A 12,860-nucleotide genomic window follows, 5' to 3' on the forward strand; every position below is an offset into this window, starting at 1 on the left:
CCCGTAATGTGGCGTACTTGTGCGCCGTTTCCAAGTGAGTTCACGAATGCGTGTCTTTGGGAGCCTCAGGCGAATTGCGGCTGAATGCGTCCGCGACGCGCACCCATCCACAGGAAGCCGAGACCAAGCGGCGCGGCCACGGCCCAGACCGGCCAGGTCATCAGCGTCAGCAGAACCGGGTCCCAAAGCGCCGGATGAACATGGCGTTCGATGGCAGGCTGAAGGATCGGAAACGTGTCGGGGAAGAGACCGAACAACAGCTGTCCGAGCGGTTGAAGCTGAACCTGCGACTGAGCAATGGAGGTGCTGGCATCGGAAATGCCCGCAATAATGGCGATGGCGAGAAATGCGAGACCCATCAGGCGAAAAACAAATTTAACAATACTAATCATATCGGTACCGGCCTTTTTCAAGGTGCCCTTCGTTAATATCCCTTTGGTTTCAAACACGTTGGTCACTTCCAAAACAAAGTGTGCCTCAACGTCCTTAGAGTAATAGCCCAGATTTCTTGTTCAATAATTGATATGCAACACATTCTTGTGATTTTGATCGAAAAAGCCGGTCCGGAATATCGCAGGGCATCCGGCTGCAGAGGTGAAATCCCGCGCTTGTTCCACAGCCTTCGACGCTGCCAAAAAAAACGCGTTTGAGCGCTTGCACTTGGGATCAGGCTGAGTATATTGCGCGGCACTCAGGCGGGTTCAGCCTGGAACGGACAGGTGGCCGAGTGGCTGAAGGCGCACGCCTGGAACGCGTGTATACGGGCAACCGTATCGAGGGTTCGAATCCCTCTCTGTCCGCCATTCAGTTCTTTAAACGTCTGTATTTAAAGAACTAAAATCGCCGTCAGTGGCCTGCCCCTAAATTAACCCCTAAATATTAGTCCGATCGTTCGCAGCTTTGCTGCCGGCAGGCATGTTTGGTTGCAGCCGTAGACGAAGTCCACTTTGGGCGGAAAGCGGACGTTTGTTGCGTAATGAACGAAACTCCGAAAACGCAGCACAGGCGGTCGGCACTGACCTGCTCACGGCGCAGCACCATTCAATGGGTCGCTGTTCGCGCAAACTACAGCGGTTCAAGCTCAGCTGGAATCATTTGATGGCGTAGATTTGCTCCTGCGGCCAGGCGCGTCGTTCAGCGCGAAACGGTGAATCGCGCAAACGGCGCAACGCAGCCAATGAGCAAATCTAAATCACCCTTATCATTTTGAAGTCGTAATCAAATCAACGAGGCCGGGCCGGTTGATTTTTGTTTCAGGCCGCGTTGGCCCGAGACCCGGTAAAACATGCCGGACTTTACCGGTTGCAAAAACTCGGGCGGGAAGCCAGTTTGGATACATGGCCGAGACCGTAAATATTCGTCTGAAACCGACCGTGTTACACAGAGCAATGCTGATTGATGCGCAGCCCGAGCGAGCGCATTTGTTCGCGTCTTTCATGGCGGATCGCGGTTGCCAGGTGTCGGCGACTGCGAGATCGGTTGCCGAAGTCCTCACGCAGCGCGGTGATGTCTGGGGTGCAGAAGACGATATCAGCTTGCTGGTGCTCTACACGACGGATCTTTCGGCGAAGGACATCAAGGATATCGAAGAGCTGACCAAAGCAATCGACAAGCCCCTTCTCGTCATTACGGAAAGTAGCGACCCTCAGGTGGTGGCGAACGCCATCGCGGCGGGCGCCTCGTTCTGTCAGCCACTTGGTGTCAACGCGGACAGGCTTCAGTCTGGCGTCTTCGGCGCAATTGAAGTTCACAAGCGGCTTCTGAGCTTGCAAAAAGAGCGGGATCAGGCGGTTCAGGGCTTGAGTGAACGCAAACTGATCGACAGGGCCAAGGCGATCGTCATGGACAGTCGCGAGTTGAGCGAGCCAGACGCGTTCGCTTATATGCAGCAACTGTCGATGACCCGTAACACGCCACTGGCCGAGATTGCCCGCTCGATCATCGCCGCAAAGGATCTCCTGGGCTGAGGCTAAGACTTGAAACTTCTCGCATCGATCTTGAGTTTCTTTAGCCGCGAATAGAGCGTTGTCGGTTTCATCGCCAGGCGCTCAGCCGCCCCGCCCGGGCCCGAAACCTTGCCGGCGCATTCCATCAGCGCTGCCCGGATGGCCTCTATCTCGGCGCGCTGCAAATCCGACCGACTGGTGATGATTTGCATGGACTGCGCGGCCACCGCCTGGGTATCAGCAAATTGGTCCGTATCCTGGTTTTCACTCGCAAGCGCTATGGACCTGGCATCTGTTTCACCCGGCTTGGGAAGGTCGAATGCCAGCTTGCCGCTTCTGGACAAAATCACCGCCCGTTCAATGACGTTTTCGAGTTCGCGGATGTTTCCCGGCCAATCGTAGGCCTGCAACTGGTTTATGTTGGCGACCGTCAATTGCGGTGCGGTCGTTCTGTTCAGCCGCTCGACGGCACGCTTCATGAACAGTGTCGCAAGCGGGGGAATATCCTCTCTCCTGTCCCGCAAAGGTGCCGAGTGAATGGGAAAGACAGCGAGCCGGAAATAAAGATCTTCGCGGAAACTCTTTTCCATGATCGAGTGACGCAGCTCCCGGTTCGTTGCGGCAATGACCCGCACATCCACCTTCATGGTGCGTGTGTCGCCCACGCGCTCGAACTGTTGTTCCTGAAGGACCCGCAACAGTTTTCCCTGTTGCTCCAAAGGCAGTTCACCGACTTCATCGAGAAACAGGGTTCCGCCATCCGCGAGTTCAAACCGGCCTGCCCGCGCGGCCACAGCGCCTGTAAACGCTCCCTTGACGTGCCCGAAGAACTCGCTTTCGAACAGTTCAGCCGGAATTGCCGCGCAATTCACGCGGATAAGCGGCCGGTCGCGGCGCGGGCTTGCGTTGTGGATCGCGTGCGCGATCAGCTCCTTGCCCGTCCCTGATTCACCCGTGATAAGGACCGTCGCCTCCGTTGGTGCAACAAGGTCGATCTGTTCGACGGTCTGCGCGATCGCGGGACTTGAGCCGACGATCTCATGCCGGTTGTGACGCTCCTCCAGTTCGTCCAGGAGATAGGCTTTTTCCATTTCAAGGCGGGTTCGAAGCTGCTCTACCTCTGCCAGTGCCTTGCGGAGCTGGTTCTCCTGTTTCTGCTGCCTGGAGATATCCCGGAAAACCACAACGGCGCCAACCAGCTTGTTGTCGTCCTCGATTGGCGTTGACGTGTATTCGACCGGAAAACTGCTGCCGTCCTTGCGCCAGAAGACCTCGCCGCGCACTTCGTGAACTTCCCCGTCCTTGAAAGCCAGATAGATCGGGCACTGATGGATGGGATAGTCATCTCCGCATGCATGCGAATGGTGAATGACGTCATGCGCCACCTTGCCCACGATTTCATCCGCCTTCCAGCCGAGCATGCGTTCGGCTGCCGGGTTCACGAACGTGGTTTCTCCCAGCTTGTTGACGCCGTAAATACCCTCGCCCGCCGCATCGAGCAGGAGCTTGTTGCCGTGCTCCAGTTCCCGGAACATCTGGTCGGCTCTGCGGACCGCATCCGGCTCTCCCCTGTGAAGAGCGGCAAACTCGGCTCTGGCCATGCGCTTCCGCTGCCGGCGCGCGTCGAACAGCAGCATCGTGATGTAGGATTGCCCTTCGGGCGTCGAAAGAGCAGCGTGGCAGTCGATTTCGTACGTGCGGCCGTTCGGTGTTTTCAGCAGAAACTCCGATTGCCATCTGCCGGGACCGATCAGACAGGCTTCTGTCAGCACATGCAACTCCGCAAGAACCGAGCGGAAAAGCTCACTGGGCCTGCGTTGAAGAAGTGTATCGGCGTCTTCGCCGAAATAGCGCGCGCAAGGCTCCGCCGCCATCATCACCCGGTCTTCGATCGGGTCGATCACGAGCGCCGCATAATTCGCGTTGTCGAACAGACCACCGGAAAGGCTTACGCGCTTTGCGTGCGTGAGAAACAAGGATTCATTCATAACGCGAAATTTCCGGCGACTTAACAACGACTTAATCCCAGCAGCCTAGATCATGTTTTGAGATTTCGTAAATAAAATTTCTGAAATTTCGTAATTTATGAAATTTCGTAAAATTGAACCGTTGTTTTTAACCGGTGTAAATCACTGATTTTTCTCCGTTTTTATTTTTCTGCGAACTGGCACAGCTCCTGCAAAGAAAAACTCGTTCAAGCGTCCCATGGCTAATGGCGGTCAATTCGACGGGAGGCTTTCACCGCGAAGCTGAACTGATGGTGGTTTGGCGGCGCAAGGCCGATGGGGGCCAAACGGGCGGCATAACGGTTTCGTTCAAGCCGGATGACCCGCCCAGATTGTCAAAGGACAAATTCACATGGGTGCTCTAAGCAATCCTTTTGACCCGAATGAAATTCTGTGGACCGGCTGTCCGTGCGGCATGCACGCCACGATGTATGAACATCAGCTGGCGATGTCGCAATCCGCGACGGGATCGCGGTTTTACACCTCGGAAACGACGGGAGCGGAAACCGTCGAGCAATCCGTGCAGCATCAACAGGTTGCGCACTCGGACATGCGTGACGAGCCGGAAATCGCGAATACCGATCCGGACGTAGACTGGAAAGACCAGGAAGCGGTGCTCGCGCGCTGCGTTGAGTCTGCGGTCATGAAGGGGATCTTCGGCACCGACATGAACCGCCGGAAATTCCTGCGCGGCGTTGGAAGCGCGACGGCGCTCGCGGCCGTTTCGCAATTCGTGCCGCTCGATGCGCTGAAGGCGGCGATCATCGATGCCAAGGGGCCACTCGAAAAAACCAAGCTCAATGTCGGGTTTGTGCCGATTACCTGCGCAACACCGATCATCATGGCGAAGCCGCTCGGCTTCTATGAGCGCTACGGCCTCGATGTTGAGGTCATCAAAACGGCCGGCTGGGCAGTGTCGCGCGACAAGTCGCTGTCGGGCGAATATGACGCCGCTCACATGCTGACGCCTATGCCGCTTGCGATCACCGTTGGTGCCGGCTCGACCTCGGTGCCGTGGACAATGCCGGCGGTCGAAAACATCAACGGCCAGGCCATCACCCTGGCAAACAAGCACCTCGACAAGCAGGACCCGACCAAGTGGAAGGGTTTCACCTTCGGGGTTCCGTTCGAGTACTCGATGCACAACTTCCTGCTTCGATACTATGTCGCGGAAGCCGGGCTCGACCCCGACAAGGACATCCAGATCCGCGTGGTGCCGCCGCCGGAGATGGTCGCCAACCTGTCGGCGGGCAACCTCGACGGATATCTCTCCCCTGATCCCTTCAATCAGCGTGCCGTGTTTGACGGTGTCGGCTTCATCTACAAGCTGACGAAAGAGATCTGGGACGGTCACCCCTGCTGTGCGTTCGCCGCGAGCCAGAAGTTCATCGACGAGACGCCGAACACGTTCCTTGCACTGTTCAAGTCGATCCTGGATGCGACGGCCTATTCCCAGGATCTGTCAAACCGCCCTGAAATCTCTGAAGCGATCTCGCCGAAGAACTACCTGAACCAGCCCACAACAGTTGTTCAACAGGTACTCACGGGCCGTTTTGCGGATGGTCTCGGCAAGGTGAGAAACGAGCCGACCCGGATCGACTTCGATCCGTTCCCTTACCACTCGTTCTCGGTCTGGATCCTCTCGCAGATGAAGCGCTGGGGCTACATTGAAGGGGATATCAACTTCAAGGACATCTCCGAACAGGTCTACCTGGCCACAGATGCGCAGGCCGTCATGAAGGAGATGGGGCAGACCCCGCCGGACATCACCTACAAGTCCCACACGATCATGGGCAAAACCTTCGATCCGGCCGAACCGGACGCCTACATCGACAGTTTTGCCATCAAGCGAACCTGATCAAGAACCTGATCCGGGCGGTGAGAGCATGTCACCGCCCGGTCAAACCAGACCAAGAGAAAGAGCAGAGCGGGCATGACAACAACGAACAATTTCGGACTGAAGGCAGGACTTTTGTCCATCGTGATCCTGCTGCTGTTTCTTTTCGGCTGGCACATGCTCGTGGTGGCGCAGCAAGGGCCCGCCGCGGAAGGACTGGATCCTGAATACGCCGCGTTGCTGGGCAAACAGGCCACCGAAGGCGACAGCGCCTTGCCGAAACCGCATGAAGTGGGTGCAGAACTCTGGCAGCATATTTCAGACCCGTTCTACGACGCCGGCCCAAATGACAAGGGCATCGGCATTCAGCTGGCCTATTCGCTGTTCCGCGTCCTCACCGGTTTCGGTCTCGCCGCGTTGCTTGCCGTCCCGCTCGGCTTTCTGATCGGCATGAGTCCTGTCGTCTATCAGGCGCTTAATCCCTTCATCCAGCTTTTGAAACCGGTGTCCCCGCTCGCCTGGATGCCGTTGGCTCTCTACACCATCAAGGACTCCAGCCTGTCCGCGATCTTCGTAATTTTCATCTGCTCAATCTGGCCAATGCTGATTAACACGGCTTTCGGTGTCGCCAACGTGCGCAAGGAATGGCTGAACGTTGCAAAGACACTTGAAGTCAATCCGCTTCGAACGGCATTCCGCGTCATCTTGCCGGCGGCGGCTCCGACAATCCTCACAGGCATGCGCATTTCGATCGGTATCGCCTGGCTGGTGATCGTCGCCGCCGAGATGCTCGTTGGCGGCACGGGGATCGGATACTTCGTCTGGAACGAGTGGAACAACCTGTCGATTACGGGCGTGGTGTCCGCGATCGTCTTTATCGGCCTCGTGGGCATGTTCCTGGACATCCTTCTGGCGCACGCGGCGAAACTCGTCGCCTATGCGGAATAGGCCGTCCCATGTCCGAAGCACCGATCCAATTCACACCTCCCAAGTCGAACTCCGTCTCCCAAGGAACCGAAATGGCCGATAAGCCCGACACCCCTTTGCGCAAGATGATCCAGGTCGAGGGGCTGGAACGTCGGTTTCCCAATCCCGGAGACAAGGGCGAAACACAAATTTTCGGAGACGTCAGTTTTACGGTCGCCGAAGGTGAGTTCGTCTGTCTCATAGGTCATTCGGGCTGCGGCAAGACCACACTCCTGAACATTCTGGCAGGTCTCGACGGCCCCTCCTCCGGCCACGTGATTGTCGATGGGAAAGAGATCTCCGGACCGAGCCTGGACAGGGCCGTCGTGTTTCAGGGGCATGCGCTTATGCCGTGGATGTCGGCCATGACCAACATTGCGTTTGCCGTTGAATCCCGCTGGCCGAACTGGAGCAGCGCCGATGTGCGCAAGCAGTGCCAGAAATACATCGACATGGTGCATCTGACAGGGTCCGAGGACAAAAAGCCCGCGCAGCTTTCCGGTGGCATGAAACAGCGTGTCGGCATTGCACGCGCCTTCTCCATCGAGCCGAAGATCCTTCTCATGGACGAGCCTTTCTCTGCACTCGACGCCCTGACGCGAGGCAGCCTCCAGGATGAACTTGTCACGATCTGCAAGGCAACCAACCAGACGTCCTTCATGATCACGCACGATATCGACGAGGCGATCCTTCTTGCCGACCGGATCGTGCTCATGACGAATGGTCCGGAAGCGCGGGTTTGCGAGATCGTTGAAAACACGCTGCCCAAGACCCGGACGCGATCCGACATGCACACGCATGAAAACTACTATCCGATGCGCAATCACCTGATCGAATTTCTGGTCAACCGGTCGAAGAATTTCGCCGCGGAGATTTCCGCCGCCGATTTCGACCCCCGCAATCCCCCCATCGCCCGTCCGGCTGCCGCATCAGGCACGAGCGGCGAGCAATCCCTACCGTCAAACGACGCTTCGGCGACACAGGAGAAGAAAGCATCATGATTTCGCGTGAAGAACTAACCGAGAAGATCGTCGCCTACAAAACCCTGAACGGCAAGAAGTGGAGCGAGATTGCAGATTCCGTCGGCCAGTCAAAGGAATGGACGACAGCAGCTCTGCTTGGCCAGATTTCCCTTTCCAAGGAACAGGCCGAGGCAGCCGGCGCGGCCATCGGGATCAACTTCTCCGAAGAGGAAATCGCCCAGCTGATGACCGTGCCCTATCGCGGCTCGCTGCCAAGTTCCGTTCCGACCGATCCTCTGATCTACCGGCTTTATGAAATCGTCATGATCTACGGCACCACGATGAAGGGCCTTATCGAGGAGGAGTTCGGAGACGGCATCATGTCCGCCATCGATTTCGATATGGACATCAGCCGCATCCCCGATCCGAAGGGCGACCGCGTCAAGGTCACGATGTCGGGCAAATTCCTCCCCTACAAAACATACTGAACCAGGCAAGCATCACTTCAAGGGAGCTCGTAAGACATGTCAGAAATTCTCAACGAATCCGGTGGGTCAGCTTGCGCGGAAGAGGTTTGCCAGGACGATGCACGCACGGTGCCCGTCAAGGGCTCATCCGGCAAGACACCAGTGACAATCCTCACGGGCTACCTTGGAGCGGGCAAGACCACGCTGTTGAACCGTATTCTCACCGAGCAGCACGGCAAGCGCTATGCAGTTGTCGTCAATGAGTTCGGCGAAGAAGGGATCGACAACGAACTGGTGCTCGATGCCGAAGAAGAGATCTTCGAGATGAACAACGGCTGCATCTGCTGCACGGTTCGGGGTGATCTGATACGCATTCTCTCAGGCTTGATGGATCGTGCGGAGGATTTCGACGGTATTCTGGTAGAGACCACGGGTCTCGCCGATCCCGGCCCGGTCGTCCAGACCTTCTTCGTCGACGACGATTTGCGGGACCGTGTCAAACTCGACACGGTCGTCACGCTGATCGACGCCAAACACTTTCTGAGCAAAGTCGACAGTCAGCACGAGGCCGAGGAACAGGTTGCCTTTGCCGACGTCCTGATCATCAACAAGCTTGATCTGGTCGATGAGGCCGGGCTGGAAGCGGTCAAGTCAAAAGTCCGCCAGATCAATCCGCACGCGCGCCTGTTCACCACCAGCAAGTCCGGTGTCGATCTCGCCGAGATCCTCGATCAGGGATCATTCGACTTGCAGAAGCTGCTCGAACTCGAGCCCGGTTTTCTGGAAGAAGACCCCGAAGACCACGAGCATGACGACAGCATCACCTCCGTTTCTCTCACCTGCAACGAACCCATCGATGCGAGGCGCTTCTCCGAGTGGATGAGAACGCTCATCCGCGAACGTGGCACCGATATTTTCCGCAGCAAGGGCATCCTGAAAATCGCTGGCGACGAGCGTCGCTATGTCTTTCAGGGCGTTCACATGGTCATGGATTCCGAATGGGGGGCAACCTGGGAAATGCCCACGCCGGTAAGCCGGCTTGTTTTCATAGGCCGCAATCTCGATGAGGCGGCGCTTAGCGAAGCCTTTTCCGGCTGTGCCGTGGCCCGGGAGGCAGCATGACCCTCTCGGCTGTTCCGGAAACCGAAATGCCGATGCCGCTACCGGGCGCTGTGGACCAGGGCACGACACGCGTCGCCTACGGCATCACCCATAAGAGGCTCGATGTTGCCGCAAATGTTACGGCGATCAAGGGACTGCCATGTGATCTGGCGGGGTGCGGTGTCGCGGTCGGCCTCGGCAATGGCGGTCTGGCCGTTTTCGGCGGTGACGGGTTTACCGGTCCCGAGCTGACCGCCCATGGTGCGGCTGTCACAGGCTTGGCCGGACTGGAGAACACGCTCTACTCGATCGCGCAGGACAACAAACTCTATGCGCACGACCTGAGTTCGGGTGCCAGCAGTCTTTTGTTTTCTTCAAGCGGCCAGTGGCTTTCGTCACTCACAACAGCGCCAAAAACCGGATACATCGCCTTTGTTTCCGGGAAAACAGCGTTCGTATTGCCGACCAGTGCCAGTGAAGCCGGAGCAAGCGACTTTCAGTTTACTGAGCACCCGAGCAGCCTGTCCGGGCTGGCATTTTCACCGGACGGAAGACGACTTGCCGTCAGCCACTATGACGGCATTACCTTGTGGCCCCTGGACGGTTCCGGCAAAGGCGAAATCCTGCGCTGGAAGGGGTACCATATCGGCGTGTCATGGTCGCCGGACGGCCGCTTCGTCGTGTCCGCGACGCAAGAACGCGAACTTCATGTGTGGGACCTTGTGAGCGGCAAGGATTATCGGCTGGGCGGTTATCCGGCAAAAATACACGAACTCGAATGGACTGGTCCTGACAATGGTCCGGCGAAACTTGTCTGTTCAGGTGCCGATGTCATCACTGCATGGCCATTCGGTGATGTGGGACCTGGCCGTCTTCCTCCCGTGGAAATCGGGTATGTCTATTCGGGCCGCGTGACCAGCGTCGCTTCGCATCCAAACCGCAGACTTGTTGCCGGTGGTTATACAACCGGAACCGTTTTGATCGGCGGTCTTCAAAAGGGTGAAGCGGCCTACGCACGTATTGCGGACGACCAGGAAATTTCAGCGCTGGACTGGGTCAAGGGCGGCCAGGTGCTTGCTGCCGGCACACGTTCGGGAACGCTCGACCTCATCACTGTTGGAGAACTGAAAGTGCAATAGCAGCGCCTGGTGGTCGGCACTTCCGCCGAAAGCCTCCACGCGCAAGACGGGTCACGATTGAAGCACGTTTTACGGAAAGCACAGGGACTTGAGTACAGTCACGACGCACAGGATCCATATCTGCACCAAGTGCCGCGAGCGAGCGGATACGACGAACGACCCACGCGGCAATGAAACCGTCTCACCCGGGGGACGACTGATCTCCCGGCTGCAAAAGGCGCTCGACGCGAAACCGTGTTCCAAACCCTTTGAACTCTCCGGGGTCGAATGCATGGCCGGGTGCAATCGTCCCTGCACGATCGCTTACCAAGCCGATGGAAAGGCGGGCTATCTTTTCGGAGACATCGATCCTGACGGCAGTCTCGACGCACTGGTCCGGTTCGCGCACCAGTATGCCGAGCTCGAGACGGGCTGGTGCAGCGCGACAGAGCGCCCGATCGCTTTGCTCAACAAGACACTTGCGCGCATTCCGGCATTCGGCGTGGGCGGGCATCCAAGCAAAAAACCCTCAACGTGCTGTGATGGCAGGTAGTCTGTGATGAATGCATATTGTCCCCTGTCGCCTGTGCTCGAACTGAACGCCGCCTCTTTCCACACCAGGAAGTCGTCAACGAATGAAGCGATCTGGCTTGTCGACAGGGTCACGCTGTCCGTCATGCCGGGTGAAATTCTCGCGCTTGTGGGCCGGAACGGTGCCGGCAAAACCAGCCTGATCAGGATGATCGCCGGTCTGACGCGCGCTGATCACGGCGACGTCAAGCTGAACGGCGCACCAATGGAGGGTTTCAGCTGCCACGAACGTGCCCGCCACATTGCCTATGTGGGTCAGTCAAGCGAACCCGACGGGCGGCTCAGTGTCAAACAGTACGTGGCCCTTGGTCTGATGCCGCACGGTGGCCTGAAACCGGGTTGCCAGGATCAACGGGTCGATGAGGCGCTCCGCATCGTTGGCCTTGAAGGCTTCGCGAGCCGGAAGATGCAGAACCTGTCCGGCGGCGAGCGGCAGAGAACGATGCTCGCACGGGCGCTCTGCCAACGCCCGTCCCTTCTGGTTCTGGATGAGCCGACCAATCATCTTGACCCGAGCGCGCGAGGAGAATTGCTGAGTTTGGTCGCGTCTTTGGGGATCGCCGTGGTTGCCTCCCTGCACGACCTCACGCTCGTGGATGATTTCGCCGATCACGTCGCGGTTCTTGAAAACGGCCGTCTGATCGCTCTTGGCACACCGATCGAGGCGCTGACCAGCGAACGCGTCCGGGCCGTCTTCGATGTCGACCTGCATCGCTTGCCGAATCCCGTAAGCGGCGCATCGATCCCGGTTCTGGACGTGCCAATTGTCCGGACGCGCAACTTGAGCCTCACCGATTTTCCAACAAACCCGAAAGGCCGTTTCCAATGAAAGCACTTTTGATTACAGCACCCCTGGCGCTGCTTGCTACCTCCGCGCTGGCTGAGCCGGTCACCGTCGACAATTGCGGCACCGAACTGGCATTCGCAAGTGTTCCGGAGCGGGTTGTGGTCCACGACATCAATATGTCCGAAATGGCCTTTGCACTTGGTCTTCAGGACAAGATTGTCGGCCTGACCGGGATCACGGGCTGGTACAAGACAAGTCCGGACTTTGACGAAAAGCGCGGCGATATTCCGGAACTCGCGCCCAAATATCCGACTATGGAAAACCTGATCGCCGCCTCTCCGGACCTGTTTGTTGCAGGCTGGTACTACGGCATGCGGCCTGGCGGCGAAGTCACCCCGGACACGCTGGAAGCACAGGGCATCCAGACACTCGTTCTAACAGAAAGCTGCGTGCATCTTCACGAAGACCGCCCGGTTGCGTCCATGGATCTTCTCTTTGACGACATGGTGCGGCTCGGAACCGTATTCGACAAGAAAGAGGAAGCCGAAGCGCTCGTCGCCGGCTGGAAATCGGACCTCTTGGAAATCGACACCGCGATCCCGGACGAAAACAGACTGCGGGTCTTTCTTTATGATAGCGGCACGGACAAGCCCTTCACGGCCGGGCGCTATGCTATCACAACGGCAATGATCGAAGCGGCCGGCGGCAAGAACGTCATGAGCGACATGGAAACCAGCTGGGGCACAACGTCCTGGGAAGCCGTTGCCGCGGCCAATCCTCAGTTTCTCGTTCTCCTGGATTATCAGGATGGCTCCGGCGCTGAAGGCCTGATGAAGTTCCTGAAGGAACATCCGATCATGTCCTTGACTGACGCTGTTCAAAACGAGCGCTACGTCCCGCTTCGCTATGAAGAGCTGACTCCAGGGCCGTCGAACATTGCAGCCATTTCGAAGATCGCAGAGGCGATGTATCCAGGCTCATTCTGAGGGTCCTGGCACACCCATGAACTTCTGACCCGGCATTTGGAATTGAAACCAACTTATTGGATCCTGATAGGGCTCGCGCTTCTTGTTGGGCTT

General features: G+C 57.6%; 12 protein-coding genes and 1 tRNA gene. 11 read left to right on the top strand and 2 right to left on the bottom strand.

The features are described from left to right. Positions 1-65: 65 nt before the first annotated feature. On the bottom strand, positions 66-449 hold the full coding sequence (locus tag ACO08A_RS05950; protein WP_319385731.1) for a hypothetical protein: 384 nt from the start codon (positions 447-449) through the stop codon (positions 66-68). A 264-nt stretch (positions 450-713) separates the two neighbouring features. On the opposite strand from ACO08A_RS05950, the gene ACO08A_RS05955 reads away from it, so the two are divergent. Continuing rightward, positions 714-803, top strand: a tRNA-Ser gene (locus tag ACO08A_RS05955). Between the two features lie 534 nt (positions 804-1,337). Then, a complete protein-coding gene (locus tag ACO08A_RS05960) occupies positions 1,338-1,967 on the top strand; it encodes an ANTAR domain-containing response regulator (protein ID WP_422040262.1) in 630 nt (209 codons plus the stop codon). A gap of 2 nt (positions 1,968-1,969) precedes the next feature. Here ACO08A_RS05960 and ACO08A_RS05965 read toward each other — a convergent pair whose 3' ends face one another. Continuing rightward, complete coding sequence (locus ACO08A_RS05965; RefSeq protein WP_422040263.1) at positions 1,970-3,934, bottom strand: sigma 54-interacting transcriptional regulator; 1,965 nt, start codon at positions 3,932-3,934, stop codon at positions 1,970-1,972. 370 nt (positions 3,935-4,304) lie between these two features. Between ACO08A_RS05965 and ACO08A_RS05970 the strand changes: the two genes are divergently transcribed. From ACO08A_RS05970 to ACO08A_RS06010, 9 genes are all read left to right on the top strand, one after another. Next, the gene (locus ACO08A_RS05970) at positions 4,305-5,810 is read left to right on the top strand and encodes a CmpA/NrtA family ABC transporter substrate-binding protein (RefSeq protein ID WP_422040264.1); all 1,506 of its coding nucleotides are present in this window, start codon (positions 4,305-4,307) and stop codon (positions 5,808-5,810) included. Positions 5,811-5,885: 75 nt separating this feature from the next. Then, positions 5,886-6,737: a nitrate ABC transporter permease gene (gene ntrB / locus ACO08A_RS05975; RefSeq protein ID WP_422040265.1), complete on the top strand. Its 852-nt coding sequence runs from the start codon at positions 5,886-5,888 to the stop codon at positions 6,735-6,737. Between the two features lie 71 nt (positions 6,738-6,808). Then, on the top strand, positions 6,809-7,756 hold the full coding sequence (locus ACO08A_RS05980) for an ABC transporter ATP-binding protein (RefSeq protein WP_422040266.1): 948 nt from the start codon (positions 6,809-6,811) through the stop codon (positions 7,754-7,756). After that, positions 7,756-8,205: a cyanase gene (cynS, locus tag ACO08A_RS05985; protein ID WP_299483409.1), complete on the top strand. Its 450-nt coding sequence runs from the start codon at positions 7,756-7,758 to the stop codon at positions 8,203-8,205. Before ACO08A_RS05980 ends, cynS begins: the two co-directional genes overlap by 1 nt. 36 nt (positions 8,206-8,241) lie before the next feature. Next, entirely contained in the window at positions 8,242-9,306 is a 1,065-nt protein-coding gene (locus tag ACO08A_RS05990; protein ID WP_422040267.1) for a CobW family GTP-binding protein, read from the top strand. Next, positions 9,303-10,424 (top strand): WD40 repeat domain-containing protein, encoded by a 1,122-nt coding sequence (locus tag ACO08A_RS05995; RefSeq protein ID WP_422040268.1) that lies wholly within the window; start codon positions 9,303-9,305, stop codon positions 10,422-10,424. Before ACO08A_RS05990 ends, ACO08A_RS05995 begins: the two co-directional genes overlap by 4 nt. 88 nt (positions 10,425-10,512) lie before the next feature. After that, positions 10,513-10,956 (top strand): DUF1636 family protein, encoded by a 444-nt coding sequence (locus tag ACO08A_RS06000; protein ID WP_422040269.1) that lies wholly within the window; start codon positions 10,513-10,515, stop codon positions 10,954-10,956. Positions 10,957-10,962: 6 nt separating this feature from the next. Further along, positions 10,963-11,823, top strand: coding sequence for an ABC transporter ATP-binding protein (locus ACO08A_RS06005; protein ID WP_422040270.1), 861 nt, complete (start codon positions 10,963-10,965; stop codon positions 11,821-11,823). Then, positions 11,820-12,767, top strand: a complete 948-nt coding sequence (locus tag ACO08A_RS06010; RefSeq protein WP_422040271.1) for an ABC transporter substrate-binding protein — start codon at positions 11,820-11,822, stop codon at positions 12,765-12,767. Before ACO08A_RS06005 ends, ACO08A_RS06010 begins: the two co-directional genes overlap by 4 nt. Positions 12,768-12,860 lie beyond the last annotated feature (93 nt).

Origin of the sequence: Roseibium sp. (assembly GCF_965232425.1) — a bacterium.
Classification (GTDB): Bacteria; Pseudomonadota; Alphaproteobacteria; order Rhizobiales; family Stappiaceae; genus Roseibium.